Genomic DNA, 18,607 nt, shown 5'->3' with positions numbered 1-18,607 from the left:
GAGAGCCGGACGGCCACTCCTTGGGAGCCACAGAAGGCAAGCACCGATCAGCCACATCCGGCCCTCCCGGGCCGCCTAACAACTTACGGAGCACCGATGGATGCCGACGACAGCGAACTGACCCCGTGGGAACGGGAGTTGCAGCAGGCGGATGCCTCCGAGGGGCGCGGGCACGCGCCGGACGACGGGGTGGCGGAGCCCTCCGTCGCGCCCGCCGACCCCGCGAGCGCCTCGTCCCGTTCCACGCACGAGCCGCTTCCCGTGGCAGCGGAGGCCCAGGAGGCGCCGGACGAGGAATGACCCGGGGACGGGCGGTCAGGGGCCGACGTGCACCAGGGCCGCCCACACTCCGGGCAGGCGCGGGAACATCTCGTGGCGGGCCCGGCGGGTGACCGCGTGGACGGCGGCGGCCACGCCCTCGCCCGCCGCCGGATGGGTTTCGAGTGCCTGGTACATCTCCTGGGCGAGGACGTACGCCGCGCGGTCGGGCAGCTGCCACAGCGTGGAGATCACGTGCGGGAACCCGGCGAGCTGGAAGGCGGAGGCCAGGTGGATCGCCTCGTCGCGGTAGCGGGGCCCGGCCACCGCGGTCTCGCAGGCCGACAGGTACGCCAGCCGGGAGCCGCGCAGGTCGAGGGCGGAGATGTCGCCCACGGTCAGCGGCGTGCGGGCGTGGTCGTGCAGCAGCAGCCGGCTGTGTGAGGGGGTCTTCGGATCGGGTACGGCGTGGCAGGCGAAGTGCGCCCAGGCGTGCCGCGGCAGCTCCTCCAGTACGCGTTCCCGTACGGCTTGCGTATCCGCCAGCAGGGTGGTGGCACCGGGCGCCCGACCGCGGACGAACTCCGCCTCGCGCGCGGCGCTGCGCAACGGGGGCGCACCCGGTGGCGCGGGCACGGCGACCACGAGCCGGCTGTCCTGGCCGGCCCGTGGGCCGGGGCGTGCGCGGGCCGCCATCAGAGCGTGTGCCGTAGGCGTGTACGACGAGACCGCCCGGTCGATCAAGGCGGGGCCGCCCTCGCGGTGGTGTCCGGCGGCGTGCAGCGGCAGCGCGGCCAGCGGCCCGGTGGGCACCCACCACACATGCGGGAGCGGTCCCCCGGGCGCCTGCCGCGGCAGGGCCGCGTCGAGCGCGGGGGCGACCAGCGTGTCCCACATCCAGCCCAGCACGCGATAGGCCGGGTCCTGCGCCCGGACGTCGGCGACGGCCCCGGGGGCGAAGCATCCGTGCAGCTCCCGGGCCTGTGCCTCGACCTCCTCGGGGGTGGTGTCGAGCGGCACCGAGCGGATGCCGTCGGGGGTGACGGCGATCGCGTCGGAGCGCCGGCCGGTGACGTTGAGGTAGATCATCGGGCCTCGTGTGCTCTGGGCGCGCAGCCGGGCGGCGGTGGGCGGGCGCGCGAAGTCCTCGAAACCGGGCTGTTCGTGGATGCGCTCCAGCAGCTGTTCCCAGCGCTCCTCCTGTTCGCGGCGGGTCTGCCGGAGCAGTTCCGGACCACGGGCGGCGCTTCCCGGAACGCGGCCCGTGAGGTGGCCGCCGCCCGTGTCCGGGGCCGGGAGGGGTGCTGTGAGCTGTCCGCGTACGTCCTCCAGTTCGTCGGCGAGGCGGGGGTGCGCGGTGCACAGCGCGCCGAGGTCGGTGCGCAGGGCGAGGGTCCTGGCCAGGAGCACGCCGCGGCCGTGTTCGAGCAGGACGGCGGCCCGGGCGGGCTGGTGGGCCTCCAGGGCGCTGGTGGCGGCCGCCCGGGCGATGCCCGGCCAGCGCACGATCTGCTGTTCCTGGTCGGCGCGGTTCAGCTCGTGCGACGCCAGGCGCGGCAGCAGCCCGATCACGTCCTCGTACGCCGTGACCGCCTCGGCGTGCAGCCCCTCCCCCGCGGCGATGTCGCTGAGCACGAGCCCGGCCCGGACCCGCGTCGGCACCTCGGCCGTGGAGTGCCGGGCCGCCGCGCGCGCGGCCCTCAGCGCCCGCTCCAGGCGGTCGGCTGTGGGCTCGGCGCGGTGCAGGCCGTAGAGGACGAGGGCGTGGTTGAGGTGGTAGCGGGCGCCCTCGGGAACGTCGTCCGCGACCCGCAGCAGGGCCTGCCGGGCGAAAGCCTCCGCCTCCTCCAGGGGTGGGTCGGAGCTTCTGATGCGGTATGTACGGTGCGCGGCTCGCGGCCGGGCCGGGGGCTCGTCCGTACCGGCTGCGGGCAGGTCGTGGGAGGCGCGGAGCGCGACGGACAGGTGGTGCAGGCACGAGGGGTACAGGGGGTCGGCCGGCGCTAGCCGTTCCAGGGTGCGTCGCCCCTGGGCCACGGCCTCGGTCAGGTCATGCGGGTCTCCGGCGGTGCGGCCGCGCACGGTGAGCAGATAGCAGAGCCGGATCTCGTCGGCCTTACGGGTGTAGCCGCGCTCGGCCGCTGAGCCGATGCCGCGCCGCATCCGGGCCAGGGCGGCGTCGAGGTCGCGCGGGTCGCCGCTGTGTTCGTACGAGCTGAGCAGGACCGCGCTGAGGCGGGAGCTGCACAGCGGGAAGTACAGGTGCCGGTCGTGGAGGAGGGCCAGGGCGGACCTTCCGCAGGCCCGGGCCTGTACGAGGTCCGCGGAGGCCCCGGTGTGCTCGTGGCGCAGGCGCAGTGCTGTGCTCAGCTCGGTCAGCAGCAGCGCGCGATGTGCCTTCGGGCCGCGCAGCGAGCGGGCTCCGCGGCCCACCCGTACGGCGTCGTCGAGGTCGGCGCGGTTCCGGAGGCGTTCGTAACGGATGCGCAGCGCCTTCACCAGGTCGGCGTGATGGCGCAGGTGAGGACCACTGCCCACCGTGTCGCGGATGGCCAGCCGAAAGGCGTCGACGGCGGCGTCCAGGGTGGCCGTGGTGTCCCGTTTGAAGTACAGGCGCAGGTTCGCGGCGCCTTCGGCGGCGTGCTGCGGGCCGTCGTCGCCGCTGTCGTGGCCGCGGCGGTGCCACTGGTGGCCCCGGTGGAGACCCGCCGCGCCGGCCAGGAGCATCGCGGCGGCGCCCACCGGCTCGTACCAGGGCGGCCGGTCGGCCCGCGGTACGCCGAACTCGGCGGCCACCCAGGTCAGGAAGCCACAGCCGAGCCCGAAGATGCGGTGGCGCTCCAGGAAGGGGAAGCGCCAGTTGGCGCCGCCGAACACTCCCATGACCAGCGCGCCCAGGGCGCCCAGGGCCTGGGCCCACTGGGACACCGCCGCCTCACTCCACCGTCGGCGCAGCCACCCCGAACAGCCGGGACAGCTCTGCCAACTGCCGCTGCGCAGACGCGAGTTCCGTACGGTGCCCGGGCAGCACGGCCGCCAGGGCGGCGTGCAACCGTACCCCTTCCCCACCCAGCCGCAGCGCCTCGGCCTGCGGCTCCAGGCCCGCGCAGCTGGGCAGCACGGCACGGCGGAAACGCCGCCGGTCCCGGTATACGGCCCGGAAGCCACTGCCCGCGTCCTCGCTGATACGCCACGGCGCGCCCGTGGCGCCGCGGGCGGGCGGCCGGTCGGCGATCACCGACGCGAGCAGCAGGCGGACATCGGCCGCGGCCGCGATCCGTTCGGCGGGCGGCACGTCCCCGGCGCCGTCGGGGTCGAAGCGCTCCAGCAGGGGGCCGTCCAGCGCCGCGCCGACCCGGCCGGGCTCGCCCCGCGCGGGGTCGGCCAGATGAGCGGCGGCCAGGCCGGTCCGGGCGTGCACCGCCACGTAGTGGGCGGCACCCGAGGCCGCGACCTTCGGCACCGACTCGCGGCACAGGACGGACAGGGCGTGGCAGGTGGCGCTCAGCTCGTCCCGTACCTCCTCGCGGGGCCTGGGGCCGCCCCGGAGCATGCTGGCGTACAACTGCAGGCGGTTCACGGCCAGGTGATAGGCGACGCCGGTGCGCCGGGGCGGGGCGCCGCTGCTCGCCGTGCTCCGCGCCTGCCGCCAGGCGGCGAGCGCCGTCTGCAAGGGGGCGCGCATGTGGTGCTTGCTCACTCCGGCCTCCACGTCCGTCGGTCTTGTCCGTCACGCGGCCCCGGATCGAAGTGCGGGGCGACCCGGTGCAGCTCCGCGTACAAGGCGTCGGCCTGCTCCCGCAGACGAAGACGTTCGCGGAACTCGCTCAAACCGGCGCAACTGGGCAGCACGGCCTGCATGTAGCGCTTCTTGTCCTGCCAGTAGCCGATGCGGCCCCGCCCCGCCTCGCCGCCGCTGCCGATCGGCCAGAGCCCCATGGCGCTGGGCCGGGTGGCGGCCTCGTCACCGAGCAGGGAGGCCAGCAGATCGCGCGCGTCCGCGGCGCCGGCGATCCGCATCTCGGCGGTGAGCACCTGGTCGTGGCGCCCCAGGGTCAACGCGTACAGCGTCCGGTCACGGCCGTCGTACACCTCCCGCTCGACCAGGGCGACCCGGCCGCGCGTCGGGTCGGCGAAGTGCGAGGCGGCCAGGGCCATGCGGGCGTTCTGCAGGGCGCTGTGCCGGTTCATGGCGGCGCACAGCCGGGCCGTCTCCCTGCCGAGCGCCCCGAACGCGTAGTAAGCGGGCGCCAGTTGACCGTCCCGCGACAGCTTCACGTACGAAAGGAAGCCGCCCAGGCCACGCGTGTAACTCCGGGCGGCCAGGAGCGGCCGCCCCTCGTCCTCGAAGCGCCGCCCCTGCTCCCAGAACCGCAACGCGGACTGAACGAACCGCTCGGCACCGGACACGACCGTCCCCCGATCCCCGCCCTCACGCCCGCCCGCCGGCCTCCCGGCCGCGTGGACGCCCCGGCAACGCTGACGGGCCGGGCGTACGCATCGAGTCTAGGATCCGCGGGACGCGGTCAGGCCGGGAACGGCAACGCCGGCCCCCGCCCGTGCGCCGGTGCTCCGGGGGCGTGCGCCGTCCGGCGGAGGGCTGTCGTCAGCCCGGGAAACCCTCCCCTAGTCCAGGTAGTCCCGCAGCAACTGCGACCGCGACGGATGCCGCAGCTTCGACATCGTCTTGTTCTCGATCTGGCGGATGCGCTCCCGGGTGACGCCGTAGACCTTGCCGATCTCGTCGAGCGTCTTGGGCTGGCCGTCCTTGAGGCCGTAGCGCATGGAGACAACGCCGGCCTCGCGGTCGGCCAGGGTGTCGAGGATGGCGCGGAGCTGCTGCTGGAGGAAGGAGAAGCCGACGGCCTCGGCGGGGACGACGGCTTCGGTGTCCTCGATCAGGTCGCCGAACTCGCTGTCGCCCTCGTCGCCCAGCGGGGTGTGCAGGGATATCGGCTCACGGCCGTATTTCTGTACCTCGATGACCTTTTCCGGGGTCATGTCGAGTTCCTTGGCCAGTTCCTCCGGGGTGGGTTCGCGGCCGCTGTCCTGGAGCATCTGGCGCTGAATCCGGGCCACCTTGTTGATGATCTCGACCATGTGGACCGGAATGCGGATCGTACGGGCCTGGTCGGCCATCGCGCGGGTGATGGCCTGGCGAATCCACCAGGTGGCGTACGTGGAGAATTTGAAGCCCTTCACGTAGTCGAACTTCTCGACGGCGCGGATGAGCCCGAGATTGCCCTCCTGGATGAGGTCGAGGAAGAGCATGCCGCGCCCCGTGTAGCGCTTGGCGAGCGAGACGACGAGCCGCAGGTTGGCCTCGACGAGGTGTTCCTTGGCGCGGGCGCCGTCCGCGACCAGGATCTCCAGCTCGCGGCGGAGCCGGCCGGCGGGCTCGCCGGTGTCCAGCTTCTCCTGGGCGAACAGTCCGGCCTCGACGCGCTTGGCCAGCTCCACCTCCTGCTCGGCGTTGAGCAGCGGGACCTTGCCGATCAGCTTGAGGTAGTCCTTGACCGGGTCGGCGGAGGCCCCGACGCCGGCGACCTGCTGCGCCGGCGCGTCCCCCTCGTCACCGTGGGACAGGGTGAATCCGCCGGCCGCCTCGATCGCCGTACCGTCGGCGGGTACGTCGTGCGGAGCCGGGGACCCGGTTATTTCCTGCGGTCGCGTGATGGCCGAGGTGAGTGACACGAGGAACCTCTCGATACACATAGGCAAGGTGCACGGCGAGCACCTCTTTATTCATCGCGCACTTACCCATGGTTTGTTACACGGTAATTCCCGTGATCTGAATCACGCTTTTCCGGCGGCGGTCCGCCGGCGGGCCGCAGGGTGATCACGCGGGTGGTGTGCCGTTCGACCGCCGCGCGGCCGTACAGCAGCGGAAAGGCGCGGTCCGCGGCCCAGTCCGCGAACAGGTCGCGGTAGTGCGGGCTGCCCGGGTCGCCGGACTGGCCGGGCGCGTTCATGGCCACCGAGGCGTCCCAGTCGCCGACGTCGATCACCAGCCGGAAGGTGGCCCCGCCGGCCTGCCGGAAGTCCGTGCCGTACGAGGTGGCGTTGACCGTGTCGCCGCTGCCGCCGCGCGGCGCGGGCCCGGCGTGGGTCCACTCCGGGGCCCGCTGCCCCATCGGCCACCCGGCGAGCGGATGCCGCGGTTCCGCCTGGTGCAGCGCGCCCCAGGTCCAGCGGGCGCGGTCCGGGCCGAGGAGCCGGCCGAGTTCGGCGAGCGCGCCGGGGAGGGTGGCGAGGACGGCCGTACGCAGGACCCGGTCCGGGGCGGGGCCGAGCCGGTCGCCGGGGGTGAGCAGCAGGTCGAGATCGATCCGGGGGTCGGTGGTGGCGGCTTCGCCGGCGGGCAGGACGCGTGCCAGGGCCGCGGCGCGCCGGTCCGGGGGCAGCAGGCGGGCCAGCGCCCGTTCCAGTACGGCCGGGCGCAGGTGCCGCCGGTACCAGACCTCGAAGAGCGCGCCGGGTACGGAGCCGGGCACCAGCCGCGCGTCCCAGGCGCGCAGCCGGTCCACCGCCCAGCTCACGGCCGGGTCGTCGCTGGTGACACCGTCCAGCAGGGGCAGGATGCGGCGGGCGGTCGGGCTGGAGCAGTCGGTCTGGAGGCGGACGCAGTCCGCGACGGTCCAGCCGGTGCGGGCGTCCAGTTCCGCGGCGATGTGGTCGCGGCGGGCGGGCGCGTACCAGTCGTACGTGATCGTCCGCCGGTCGTTCGGGTAGCCGGGCGGGAGGTTCATCTCGTTGGCCGTGGCGAACCAGCCCCGGCCGGGGTCGCGTACGGACGGCAGCGTGTCCGCGGGGTGGAAGCCGGCCCACTCGTAGCGGCCGTCGCCGGGCACGGGCAGCGTGCCGTCCCAGTTCGGCCGGGCGGGGACGCGGCCGGCGGGCTGCCAGCCGATGGTCCCGTCGGGGGCGGCGTAGACCTGGTTCTCGCCGGGCGCGCCCCAGCGGCGCAGCGCGGCCACGAAGGCGTCGGGGCCTTCCGCCGTCAGGTACTCCGTGCTGCCCAGGTACGGGGCCATGCCCGGGCCGAGCCAGGCGGCCCGTACGGCGAACGCCGTGCCGCGCTCCGGGTCCTCGTGGATCACCGGCCCGTGCCGGGTGAACCACAGCTCGACGGTGACCGGCCGCCCGTCGCGCACCGGGACCGTCTCGGTCACGCGGGTCATGGGCTCCCAGCGGCCGTCGTAGCGGTACTCGCGGGGCGCGTCCGGGTTGGTGCGGTAGACGTACAGGTCCTCCTGGTCGATGGGGAAGATCGTCAGCCCGAAGGCGATGCGGCCGTTGTGGCCGATGGAGATGCCGGGCAGCGCGGGCTCCCCCGCGCCGATGGCGTCGATGCCGGGGGCCGACAGGTGCGCGAGGTAGCGCAGCGCGGGCAGGGTGACGGCGCGGTGCGGATCGTTGGCCAGCAGCGGCCGGCCGGTGGCGGTACGGGACGGGCCGATCACCCAGTTGTTGCTGCCGTCCGGGCCCTGGCGCGGGCCGCCGTCCTCCCATGGCGGGGTGGTGGCCAGCCGGTGGACCCGCAGCACGTCGTCGGGGATGAGGGACAGATCCAGGCCCTCCGGTACGCGCAGGATGTGCGCGGGCTCCCGGGCCCGGCGCAGGTCCTCGACTGCGGGGCCGTGATCACGCAACGTCAGCGCGCGGGCGACCTCCTGCTCCAGGTTGTAGTAGAGGCCGTGGCTGCGGATGCGGGCCACGTCGGCGGGCTCCCAGTAGGCGGGCCGGTGGCCGAGCAGCGCGAACTCGGGTGGGAGGTGGGCCGGGTCGGCCCGGCAGAGCGCCACGTATGCGTTGACGCCGCGTACGAAAGCGCTGGTGATGCGCTCCGTACGGGGTCCGTAGGCGGCCCATTCGGCGGCCATGTCGCCGCGGTACAGGAAGAGCCGGGCCGCCCGGTCGTGTTCGAGGCAGCTCTCGCCGAACGCCTCGGAGAGCAGGCCGAGGCCGCGCCGCCGCCACAGGTCGATCTGGAAGAGGCGGTCCCGGGCGGCGTTGAAGCCCTGGGCGAGGAACAGGTCGTCCTGGGAGGCGGCGTACAGGTGCGGTACGCCCCAGCGGTCGACGCGGATCTCGACGGGGGCGGCCAGGCCGGGGACGTCGTAGGTGGTGCGGTCATGAGTGGTGTGCTCGGAGGGGGTGGCGTTGTCCGAAGGGGTTTGGTTGTCGGTGGGGGTGGTTTTGTCGCCGTGCGGTGGCATGGGGCTCCGTGGGGGTCGCGATGTGCCGTACGCCGGACCGGCCGCCGTCAGAGCGACGGCTCGAACCGGCCGTCCACCGCCGTCCAGCCCCCGTCGACCGTCAGCACGCTCCCGGTGACGAAGGTCGACGCGTCGGACACGAGATAGACCGCGGCGCCCGCGATCTCGTCGGCGCGGGCCCAGCGCCGCAGCGCGGACGCCTGGGCGTACGCGTCGTACCAGTGCGGATCGGCGGCGATCTGGTCGGTGAGCGGGGTGCGGACCACGCCGGGCGCCACCGCGTTGAACCGGATGCCGTGCGGCCCCCACTCCGCCGCGGCCGTCCGCAGGAACTGCACCAGCCCGGCCTTCGAGGCGGCGTACACGCTCTGCCCCGGCTCGACCTGGAAGGCTCGCATGGAGGCCAGGCCGACCACGCTGCCCCGGCCGCGCTCGGCCATGGCGGGGGCGACGGCCTGTACGAGGGTGAAGGCGGCCCGCAGGTTGAGGCCCATGACCCGGTCGAACTCGGCGGCGGTGTAGTCGGTGATCCGCTTGCGCACGTTGACGCCGGTGGTGACGACCAGCCCGTCCAGGGCTCCCCACCGGTCCACCGCGGCCCGTACCGCGTCCTCGTCCAGCACGTCGAGGGGGCAGGCGGTCGCGGTGCCGTTACGGCTGCCGGGGGCCGGCGGCTCGGCGGCGGCGGCTTCCGCGGCCGCCTCGGCACCGGCCGCGTCCAGATCGGCGACGATCACCTCGGCGCCGTGCGCGGCCAGGGCGCGTACCGCCTCCCGGCCGATGCCCCCGGCGCCGCCCACCACCGCGACGCGCCGCCCGTCCAGGCGGAACAGCTTCGCGTACTCGACCGCCGGGCCGGCTCCGCGCTCCGCCGCCTGCTCCGTCGCGTGCTCCATCGCCTGCTCCTTCGGCCGATGCGTTCGGCTTCCGTGTCCCGCCACCGTCATGCGCCGACGCCTTCGGGGCGGGCGTCTTCGGGGCGCGCGCCGCTTCCGCCGAGGAAGTGCCGGGCCGCCGCGGCGTACACCCGGGCGTACTCGCCGATCTCGCGCACCTCGACGTACTCGTCCTTCTGGTGGGCGATCCATTTGCCGCCCGGCCCGTAGACGACGGTCACCAGGCCCGCGTCGCGGGTCAGTATCGTCCCGTCGGTCGTGCCGGGGACCGCGCCGAAGGACGGGGCGCTGCCGTGCACCTGCCGGTGACCGGCCACCAGCGCCGTGACGACGGGGTGGCCTACGTCGGTCTCGATGGCCGGCCGGTCGTCCACGACGGTCAGCCCGACGGTGACGCCCACGCCCGCCGCGGCGTCCTCGGCCGCCTGCCGCAGGTGCCCGATCAGCTCGGCGTGGTCGGTGCCGGGAATCGTCCGCACATCGATGCCGACCACCGCGTGGGCGGGGATGACGTTGAGCTGGTCGGGGTCGCCGCCGTGCAGCACCGTCGGGGTGACGGTCACCGTCCCGGCGTGCGGATGGGTCCCGTACCGGCGTACGGCCCACTCCTCGGCCCCGGCGAGCGCGGCGACGACGCGCGCGCCGGCGACGAGCGGGTTACGGCCCTCCTGGGGCATCGCGCCGTGTGCCATCACCCCGCGCAGCGCGAGCCGCAGGCGGATGCCGCCGCGGGCCGAGGTGCACACCTCGTAGCCCTCCGGCTCGCAGACGATGACGCCGTCCACCCCGGCCGCCGCCGGGGAGGCGGCGAACGCCTTGGCGCCGAGCATCAGGCCCTCCTCGTCGCACAGCACGCCGAGGACGATCCGGCCGGGGAAGGGGCCGGCCTGCTGGAGCGCCCGTACCCCGTAGACCATGGCCGCGACCCCGGACTTCATGTCGGCGGCGCCCCGGCCCCACAGCCTGCCGTCCCGGATCTCGGCACCGTACGGATCGACGGACCAGGCCGCCGGGTCGCCCTCGGTGACCACGTCCGTGTGCCCCTCGAACATCAGGGTGCGGCCCGGCCCGCCGCCGCCCTCGACGACCGCGACGACGTTGGGGCGGCCGGGCGCCACCTCGGTCACCTCGTGCGGCCAGCCGAACGCGGTGAAGAGCCGGGAGACGAGGTCGGCGGCGGGCTGTTCGACGGCGGTGGCGCCATCGGCGTTGACCGTCCGCAGCCGGACGAGGTCCCGCGCGAAGGCCACGGCAGCCGGTGCGTCCACGTCCGGTACACCGCCGGTACGGGCGGCCCCGGCGTCCGGGTCCGACGGCACGAGGCTCGGGCTGCTGTGCACGGCACCCTCCAACGCCCCCGCATCCGAGGCCGCGAGATCGGTCTGACCGGACGGTCCTCCGTACTGTGCTGGCAGGCTCGCGTACGGGTCAAGAGGGGCACGGCGGGGCAAGCGGGGGGAATACCGGTCAGCCCCGTACGTCGTCCGGAGCGCAGCGGTAGAGGCTCTGGTTCGCACCGCCCCCGGCCTGCGGCTGTCCGGCCCCGGCCTGCGGCTGTCCGGCTCCGGCCTGCGGCTGTCCGGCCCCCTTTCCCGTCTCCCCGCCGTACGCCGCCGGGTCGACCTTCTCGCACGCCGACCGGACCCACCGGTTGATCCGCGCCGTCTCCGACGTACCCGCGGTGCTGCGGTTGCCGACCAGCGCGAAGCGCAGCTTCCCGGACGCGACCAGTCGCTGGTACGTCGCCAGGGTGACCGGCTCGGTCCCGGCCGCGAACCCGCCGAGCGGCAGGACGGCGGAGCCGCCGAGGCGGATGTACGGTTCGGCGGAGAGCAGCGCAGCGGAGAAGGTGTACCCGGCGGTCCCCTTGCGCCGTTCCACGTAGTCGAGGATCTTGCGCTGGGCGTCCGTCAGGTGCTCAGGGGTCCCGATGGTCACGTCCTGCGGGCCCGCGGAGGCCGAGTGGGCGGAGCCGGTGTACCGCGGGTCCAGTACGGACAGCGACCAGGTGGCGGGGGCGGCCGCCATGGTGAGGCAGCCTGCGATCAGCCCGGCGGCGCCGATGCGGTGAAGTCGATTGCGAGTCCTACCAGTTGACTGGCCGTCACTTCCCTTCGGCCCGCTCTCCTCGCGGCGGGCGCGGACGGCGCCGTACGCCAGCAGGCCGAGCGCGGCGAGCGCGGTCACGGCGATCAGGGGGATCAGCCACGGCACCCAGTCGGCGTGGCCGGAGACGAGGTGGGCTGCCCAGGCCGCCTGTACGGCGACGGTGACGGGCAGCGCCCATGTCCGGAGCCCTCCCCGTAGCCCTCCGGCCCTGGCGCTTGTCCCCTTGCGGTAGGCGCGCCACAGTGTGACGACCCCGGCGGCGGACAGCGCCGCGAGACCCGGCGCCAGGGCGGACATGTACGTGGCGTGCGGGACGTTGATGGCGCTCATGACCGCGGCCGCCGTCAGCAGCCAGCCGCCCCACAGAAGAAAGCCGCCGCGCACCGGGTCTGTACGGGGCTGTTTGCGGCGGGTGACGAAGCCGAGGACGAGTGCGCAGAGCGCGAGCGGGAAGAGCCACCCGATCTGCTGCGCGAGCGGCGCGCGGAAGAGCTTGAGCCAGCCGCTGATGGGGGCGCCCACCGCCAACTGCGACCCGTCGCCGCCCGCCGACTGGCCCGCCGGCCGGCCCGCCGACTGGCCCATCGTCTTGGCACCGGCACCGGCACCGGCACCAGCACCGGAACCGGCCTGGGCGCCTCCGCCCCGCGCCGCCCCGCCCTGCCCCTTGGCCGCACCCGCCTGCACGCTGTTGGCGGCGTCCATGCTCCAGCCCGAGCCGAGCCGGTCGAAGCCGTTGTAGCCGAACACCATCGACAGGGCGCTGTTGTTCCGTGAGCCGTCCACGTACGGCCGTGAATCCTGCGGTACGACGGTCATCAACAGGACCCAGGACAGCGAGACGGCGCACAGTACGGCGCCCGCGGTCAGCAGGTGACCCAGCCGTTTGCGCAGCGCCGCCGGGGAGACCACGAAGTACGCGACGGCCAGGGCGGGCACGATGACCCACGCCTGCATCATGGCCGCCTGGAAGGCCAGCCCCACCCAGACCGCCGCCAGCAGCAACGGCCGCAGCCGGCCGCTGAGCATCGCCCGCGCGCACTGGTCGGCCGCCAGCACCAGGCACATGGTCAGCGGCGCCTCCAGCAGCGCGTGCCCGAACATCGACGCGGCCACGGGGGTGAGCGTCAGCACGCCGGCCGCGAGCAGCCCGGCCGCCGGGCCGCGCCAGCGCCGTACGGTGCGGTGGATGACCAGGACGGTGACGACGCCCTCGACGCACTGCGGGAGCGTCAGCGCCCAGTTGCTGAAGCCGAAGATCCGCGCGGACAGCGCCTGCGGCCACAGGAATCCGCCGACCTTGTCCAGGGTGACGGTGGAACCGGGGTCGAAGGACGTGAACAGGAACGCCTTCCAACTCTCCGACATGCTGCGGACGGCGGCGGCGTAGTAGCCGGCGTAGTCGCTGCCGGTGATGTTCCAGGCGTACAGCAGGGCCGCGAGAGCGGCGATGCCCAGGAGCGCGGGCCGGTCCCAGCGCGGCCGGCCGGCCGGCGTCTGCCAGAACTGCCAGCGGGCGTGCGGGCGTTGGAGCGCGCGGGGCCGGTCCACGAAGGTTGTGGCGGACATGGGGTCTCTCCCGTGAACGGTGGGTGGTAGGGGCACCGCAGGGCGACGGTGGAGCCGGTATTCGGGGGATCGGCGCATTACCGGCGGCAACGGCAGCGGAACAGCGGGACTTCCCGCCGGGAAAAAGGTGCGTACGTACAGGGTTCCGATGCCGTCGCGAGCACGCCGCCCCACCGTGTCACGCGAAGATGAGAGAAACATGAAGCCAGGAAGCGGAATGGCGAATCCTGCTTCGTCCAGGGCCTTTCCGGTCAATCCCGCGGGAGGAATCCGGCGACCGGCCGGATCAGGAATTCTCCCCGCGCAGGAACGCTTCTCCCGAAGTCCTGCCGTCCGCGGCCACCGGTCACGACCTGCGCTTACGTTCGCGCGTCAACTTCCGGCCAGTACGGCCGGTTCACCCGCGCACGCACGTCACCTGCCGTTGTCCGGCGATTGTCCGGCGATCCGCGTGCCTGCCTCGCCCGCGAAACACGGTACGAAGCATGGCCGATACCGGCCCCTCACAGCAGGAGAATAGCGCGCGCACAGGAATTTCACAGCCGGGATATTCCCCGCGTGCCGGACAACCAGTTGGACAGGTCCGGGCGGAACGGCTCGGGCGGAACGGTTCGGCCGACGGGGCGGCGCGGCCGACAGCCGGTCCGGCGCGTCGGACCGGCGACCGGCGACCGGCAACCGACAACCGGCCGGGAAGAACACCCACCCGGATGATGTTGTTCGCCAAGAAGTCCGTCCGCACGTCCGCAACCGCGGTCCCGTAACGAGGAGCCCGAGCGTGAGCCTGTACGACATTCCCCTGCGCACCCTGAACGGCGAGCCCACCTCGCTGGCCGACCACCGGGGCAAGGCCCTCCTGGTGGTCAACGTCGCGTCCCGGTGCGGCCTGACGCCGCAGTACTCCGGCCTGGAGCGGCTCCAGCAGCAGTACGCCGACCGCGGCTTCAGCGTCCTGGGCTTCCCCAGCAACCAGTTCGCGGGGCAGGAGCCCGGCAGCGCCGAGGAGATCGCCACGTTCTGCTCGACCACGTACGGGGTCAGCTTCCCGCTGTTCGAGAAGACGGACGTCAACGGCCCGGACCGGCACCCCCTGTACGAGGAGCTCACCCGCACCGCCGACAGTGCGGGTGAGGCCGGTGACGTGCAGTGGAACTTCGAGAAGTTCCTCATCGGCGCCGACGGTGCGGTGGCGGGGCGGTTCCGGCCCCGGACCGAGCCGGAGGCGGCGGAGCTGACGGAGGCGATCGAGGCGGCGCTGCCGCGCTGAGGGGCGCGGCCGGGGCGGCGGCGCCGGGCCGAGGGTGCTCAGGGCCCGGTCCGGCTCGCCTGACGCAGCGTCAGGCGACGGCGCTGTCCGTGGGGGCGCCCGGCGTGGCCGGGCGCCCGGGGCCCTCGGCGTGCGGGCGGGTGCAGGGGCAGCCGTCCTCCGTCCGGGGCTCGGCACCGGCCTCGCCGGCGAGGCCGAACACCGGGTCGGGTCCCGGGTCGAGGCAGAGGTCGAAGGTGGACAGCAGGCCGGTCAGCCGCAGCAGCCGCAGCACGCTCGGGCTCTCGGCGACCCCGGCCAGGCGCAGCCGGCCCGCCTTGGCCTGTATACGCCGCCGGGTGCGGCACAGCATCGAGAGGCCGCAGCAGTCGATGAACGTCACGTCCCGCACGTCCAGCACGAGATCGGGGTGGCGGGTGCCGGTGATCTCGTCGAGTCGCATGCCCAGCGCGGCCGCCGCGAGGATGTCCACTTCTCCACCCAGTTCCACCACCGTGGTCGCGCCCACCACGCGCTCCCGGCTCGTGAAGCTCCATCCCTGGTCCACCATTGCCTGTCCCCACCTCCGTGCCCGGGCGCGTGCTGCCGTCGCACGCTGGCGGTGGAGACGTACGGAAGTTGGGGGACTCGCCCGGTGCGGCCCGGGCGGCGAAGACCACCGTCGGCGTTCGGCATCCGCGCGGTGCAAGCCTCCGGCGGGGTCCGGGTCGTCGGCTGTGCCCTTACGTGTCTACGGCTTACCCGCTGGCACCGGTGTCAGTCCGGACGGCACATACGTAAAGAAGTTGTCTCAAACTCACGTCATGGGGGCGGGCGGTGGACATGGCGCCCCCGAAGCGCGCGCATGTGACGGCGGTCACGGCACCCGGCATGGGACCGGTGCACCGGTCACCGGGCGGGACGGCGGCGGACCCGGCGGCGGATGGGGCGGAACGAGGCGGTTCCGCGCTCGTCGGGGCGCTGCGCGTCGGCCGAAAGACCGAGCTGTTTCCGGCCAGCGCTTATCCTTTCCCTACGCACCCGTTGGGTAGCGTCTGCGTGCCCGGCCCGGCCAATCGGTCGCAAGTTCCCTCATTTGGGCGAACTAGACTTAATTTCGTCAATCAGCCATCAGGGGAGCGTTACGGACACGCATCCGTTCCCCGGCCCCGTACGGCGCGTGCGGCACCCGGCCTGGGAGTGTGGCGTGCGGTACCGACGGAGCACAGACGCGAGAGACAGGGCGAAAGCGCGACCGATGCCGCACCATCCGCACTGCCATGGCCCCGCCGCGCCCCGCGCGACCGGCTCCCCGGACCCCGCCGAAGGGACCGCGCCGAGTCTGCGCGACCTCCCCGACAGCCTCCTCCCCCGGCTCTCCCAGCTCCTCGAAGCCATGGTGACGGTCGGCGCCGACCTCGATCCGACGTCCGCGATGCGCCGCATCGCGGACACCGCCGCGGCCCTGACCTCCGCCCGGTACGCCGCCGTCGGCCTGCTCGACGAGGACGGCGTCGCGCTGTGCGACCTGATCACCCACGGTGTCTCCGCCGAGGACGAGCGCCGGATCGGCCGCCTCCCCGAGCGCAGCCGGATCATCGGCGCACTGCTGCACGGCACCGAGGCCGTCCGCATCGCCGATGTCACCCGGGACCCGCGCACCTGCGGGCCGCTGCCGCCCGGACATCCGCCGATACGTTCCTTCCTCGGCGTGCCCATCCGGGCCCACGGCGAGCGGTTCGGGACCCTCTACCTCGCGGACAAACGGGACGGCGCGGAGTTCGACGCCGAGGACCTGCACCTGGTGCGGGTCCTGGCGACCGAGGCGGGCATCGCCATGAGCAACGCCCGGCTGTACGCGGCGGCCCGGCAGCGCCGCCGCTGGGTCGACGGCGCCGCGTCCGTCACGACCGCACTGCTGGCCGGGCCCACCTCCCGTACGGCACCCGGGGACGCGCTCGCGGTCGTCGCCGAGCGGGGCCGGGAGCTGGCCGAGGCGGTGACGGGGGCGGTCCTGCTGCCGCACTCCGGAGGCGGCATGGAGGTCGCGGCGCTCGCCACGGCCCTGCCGGACCCGGCCCGCGACGAGGCGTACCGGGGCGTGATCCCGCCGGAGAGCCCGGTCGTCCACCAGATACGGGCCGGACTGGCCGTCCACTCGGACGACTTCGCCACCGACCCGCGCTCGGTCTCCCCGCTCGCCCGCCATTACGGCCCGGCCATGCTGCTGCCGCTGCGCAGCGAGACGGGGGCCCACCCGGCCGGAGGCTGGGGGAAGGTGCTGGGCGCACTCGCGCTGTGCCGGGCTCCCGGCGAGCGGCGCTTCACCTCGTCCGAACGGACCCTGGCGGCGCAGTTCGCCGGGCAGGCCGCACTCGCCCTCGTCCTGGCGGACGCGCAGCGCGACCGGGAACGGCTGGCCGTCTACGAGGACCGCGACCGCATCGCCCGCGACCTGCATGACCTCGTCATACAGCGGCTGTTCGCGACCGGGATGCTCCTGGAGGGCACCCAGCGCAGGACGGTGGTGCCCGAGGTGCGGGAGGGTCTGGACAAGGCCGTGGACGAGCTGGACGCGACGATCCAGGAGATACGCACCGCGATCATCGCCCTGCAGCAGGGCCCGGCCGACACGCCCGCCGGGCTGCGCACCCGCGTCCTCCAGGAAGCCGGTGCCGCGGCCCCCGGCCTGGGCGTCCGGCCGTCGGTCCGGTTCGTGGGCCCGGTGGACGCGCGGGTCGGCAAGGCGAGCGGCGACGCGCTGGTCGAGAAGTTGCGGACGCTGCTCACGGACGCGTGCGAGCAGCGGGGCACGTCGACACTGGACCGTATCGACGTGGTGGTCGACGCGACGGCCGTCCTCGGTGACGGGCGGGCGGGGGTACGGCTGACCGTGGCGGAGGACGGGGGCGAGGCGGTGGGCTGGGAGGCGCCGTTGTAGCGGGCGGGGTCCGTACTAGACACCGATGACCTGCAACGCACCCCACAGCGCCAGCGTCGACAGGACCAGCCCCGCCGGTACGGTCAGCAGGCCGAGCCGGGTGAACGTGCCGACGTCCGGCGCGTTGCCGCGGTCCTGGAGGGTGCGCCGCCACAGGAGCGTGGCCAGCGAGCCGACGTACGTCAGGTTCGGGCCGAGGTTCACGCCGATCAGCACCGCGAGTACGGGGCCGGCGCCACCGTGTGCCGCGACCGGCAGCAGCGCCAGGACCGCGGGCAGGTTGTTGATGACGTTGGCGAGCAGCGCGGCGAACGCGGCCACGCCGAGGAGCGCGGGCAGCGAGGCCCCGGCGGGCAGCAGCCGGTCGACGGCGTCGCCCAGGCCGTTGTCCACGACCGCCTGCACCACGATGCCCAGGGCCAGCACGAAGAGGCAGAAGTACGGTTTGGCCGCCCCCACGACGCCGGTCACGGTGGTCTCCCGGCGCGCGAGCGCGCGTGTCCCGAGGACCAGGACGCCGGCCAGCGCCGCCCAGGCGGGGTTCAGCCCGGCGAACGAGGTCACCACGAACCCGGCGAGCGTGAGCGAAAGGACCACCAGCGCGAAGACGGGCAGCGGCGGCGGGTCCGGGGTCTCGTCGCCTTCGCCCCCGTGCGGCTGCCCGTCCGCGTCCGTACGCCGGTCCCCCGCGGCCGTCGGTGCCCTCCCGTCCCCGGCGTCCTCCCGCAGCTCCGCGCCGAAGAACCGCCGGAACACCACGTACTCGAAGGCCACCGCCACGGCCCACGGCAGGGCCATCAGGGCCGCGAAGCGGGTAAAGGACAGTCCGGCCGCGCCGAGCGCCAGCAGGTTGGTGAGGTTGGAGACGGGCAGCAGCAGCGAGGCGGAGTTCGCCAGGTGGGCGCAGGCGTACAGGTGGGGCCGGGCGCGGGCGCGGGCGTGCGCGGCGGTGGCCACGATCACCGGTGTCAGCAGCACCACCGTCGCGTCCAGGCTGAGGACCGCGGTGACGGCGGCGGCGAGTACGAAGACACCGGCCAGCAGCAGCCGCGGCCGTCCCGCACAGCGCCGCGCCAGGGCCGCGCCGGCCGCCTCGAAGAGCCCTTCCCGCGCGCACAGATGCGCCAGGACCAGCACGGCGGCCAGGAAACCCACGACCGGCAGCAGCGTACGCACCTGCTGCCAGGCGGCGTCCGGCGTCACCGCACCGGCCACCACGAGCAGGCCCGCCGCCGGGACGGCCACCACCGCCTCGGGGGCGCCGCCCGGCCTCCGTACGGCGAAGACCAGGACGCAGACCAGCAGCAGGAGGGACAGGATCTCGGCGACGGCGGTGCTCACCCCCGCAAACTACATGGGCTTGATCCAC

At 74.1% G+C, this 18,607-nt stretch carries 12 protein-coding genes and 1 pseudogene; 3 read left to right on the top strand and 10 right to left on the bottom strand.

Annotated elements, in window-relative coordinates:
* The first annotated feature begins 96 nt into the window (after window positions 1–96).
* Window positions 97–300, top strand: a complete 204-nt coding sequence (locus IH45_RS0127230) for a hypothetical protein (RefSeq protein ID WP_030673876.1) — start codon at window positions 97–99, stop codon at window positions 298–300.
* Between the two features lie 15 nt (window positions 301–315).
* Here IH45_RS0127230 and IH45_RS1000000145465 read toward each other — a convergent pair whose 3' ends face one another.
* The 8 genes and pseudogenes from IH45_RS1000000145465 to IH45_RS0127190 form a co-directional block, all read right to left on the bottom strand.
* The gene (locus IH45_RS1000000145465; protein WP_050515212.1) at window positions 316–3,186 is read right to left on the bottom strand and encodes a CHAT domain-containing protein; all 2,871 of its coding nucleotides are present in this window, start codon (window positions 3,184–3,186) and stop codon (window positions 316–318) included.
* A gap of 7 nt (window positions 3,187–3,193) precedes the next feature.
* The gene (locus tag IH45_RS0127220) at window positions 3,194–3,958 is read right to left on the bottom strand and encodes a hypothetical protein (protein ID WP_030673870.1); all 765 of its coding nucleotides are present in this window, start codon (window positions 3,956–3,958) and stop codon (window positions 3,194–3,196) included.
* A complete protein-coding gene (locus IH45_RS0127215; RefSeq protein WP_030673867.1) occupies window positions 3,955–4,668 on the bottom strand; it encodes a hypothetical protein in 714 nt (237 codons plus the stop codon). The genes IH45_RS0127220 and IH45_RS0127215 overlap by 4 nt, the downstream gene beginning before the upstream one ends.
* A gap of 216 nt (window positions 4,669–4,884) precedes the next feature.
* Window positions 4,885–5,853 (bottom strand): annotated as a pseudogene (locus IH45_RS0127210) (RNA polymerase sigma factor); the annotation flags it as partial.
* Window positions 5,854–6,014: 161 nt separating this feature from the next.
* Window positions 6,015–8,477, bottom strand: a complete 2,463-nt coding sequence (locus IH45_RS0127205) for a penicillin acylase family protein (protein ID WP_234440694.1) — start codon at window positions 8,475–8,477, stop codon at window positions 6,015–6,017.
* 47 nt (window positions 8,478–8,524) lie between these two features.
* On the bottom strand, window positions 8,525–9,373 hold the full coding sequence (locus tag IH45_RS0127200; RefSeq protein ID WP_050515211.1) for an SDR family NAD(P)-dependent oxidoreductase: 849 nt from the start codon (window positions 9,371–9,373) through the stop codon (window positions 8,525–8,527).
* A 47-nt stretch (window positions 9,374–9,420) separates the two neighbouring features.
* A complete protein-coding gene (locus IH45_RS0127195; RefSeq protein ID WP_030673855.1) occupies window positions 9,421–10,713 on the bottom strand; it encodes a M20 family metallopeptidase in 1,293 nt (430 codons plus the stop codon).
* Between the two features lie 127 nt (window positions 10,714–10,840).
* Window positions 10,841–13,051: an ArnT family glycosyltransferase gene (locus IH45_RS0127190; RefSeq protein ID WP_050515210.1), complete on the bottom strand. Its 2,211-nt coding sequence runs from the start codon at window positions 13,049–13,051 to the stop codon at window positions 10,841–10,843.
* A gap of 778 nt (window positions 13,052–13,829) precedes the next feature.
* On the opposite strand from IH45_RS0127190, the gene IH45_RS0127185 reads away from it, so the two are divergent.
* Window positions 13,830–14,318 (top strand): glutathione peroxidase, encoded by a 489-nt coding sequence (locus tag IH45_RS0127185; protein ID WP_030673849.1) that lies wholly within the window; start codon window positions 13,830–13,832, stop codon window positions 14,316–14,318.
* A gap of 70 nt (window positions 14,319–14,388) precedes the next feature.
* Here IH45_RS0127185 and IH45_RS0127180 read toward each other — a convergent pair whose 3' ends face one another.
* Window positions 14,389–14,868 carry an STAS domain-containing protein gene (locus IH45_RS0127180; RefSeq protein WP_063763059.1) on the bottom strand — a complete coding sequence of 160 codons (480 nt, stop codon included), beginning with the start codon at window positions 14,866–14,868 and terminating at the stop codon, window positions 14,389–14,391.
* Window positions 14,869–15,555: 687 nt separating this feature from the next.
* Here IH45_RS0127180 and IH45_RS0127175 point away from each other — a divergent pair.
* Window positions 15,556–17,238, top strand: a complete 1,683-nt coding sequence (locus tag IH45_RS0127175) for a GAF domain-containing protein (protein ID WP_030673845.1) — start codon at window positions 15,556–15,558, stop codon at window positions 17,236–17,238.
* Window positions 17,239–17,253: 15 nt separating this feature from the next.
* Here the strand turns inward: IH45_RS0127175 and IH45_RS0127170 are convergent, their stop codons facing one another.
* Entirely contained in the window at window positions 17,254–18,579 is a 1,326-nt protein-coding gene (locus IH45_RS0127170; protein ID WP_030673843.1) for an arsenic transporter, read from the bottom strand.
* Window positions 18,580–18,607 lie beyond the last annotated feature (28 nt).

This window comes from Streptomyces rimosus subsp. rimosus (genome assembly GCF_000720725.1).
Taxonomy (GTDB): Bacteria; Actinomycetota; Actinomycetes; order Streptomycetales; family Streptomycetaceae; genus Streptomyces; species Streptomyces rimosus_A.
The sequence above is the reverse complement of the archived record's forward strand: the minus strand, read 5'-3'. Positions and strand labels throughout refer to the sequence as shown.

Coding starts and splice junctions, on each gene's coding strand:
- IH45_RS0127230 (WP_030673876.1), top strand. CDS start 97: ATGGATGCCGACGACAGCGAACTGACCCCGTGGGAACGGGAGTTGCAG.
- IH45_RS0127205 (WP_234440694.1), bottom strand. CDS start 8,477: ATGCCACCGCACGGCGACAAAACCACCCCCACCGACAACCAAACCCCT.
- IH45_RS0127200 (WP_050515211.1), bottom strand. CDS start 9,373: ATGGAGCACGCGACGGAGCAGGCGGCGGAGCGCGGAGCCGGCCCGGCG.
- IH45_RS0127190 (WP_050515210.1), bottom strand. CDS start 13,051: ATGTCCGCCACAACCTTCGTGGACCGGCCCCGCGCGCTCCAACGCCCG.
- IH45_RS0127180 (WP_063763059.1), bottom strand. CDS start 14,868: ATGGTGGACCAGGGATGGAGCTTCACGAGCCGGGAGCGCGTGGTGGGC.
- IH45_RS0127175 (WP_030673845.1), top strand. CDS start 15,556: ATGCCGCACCATCCGCACTGCCATGGCCCCGCCGCGCCCCGCGCGACC.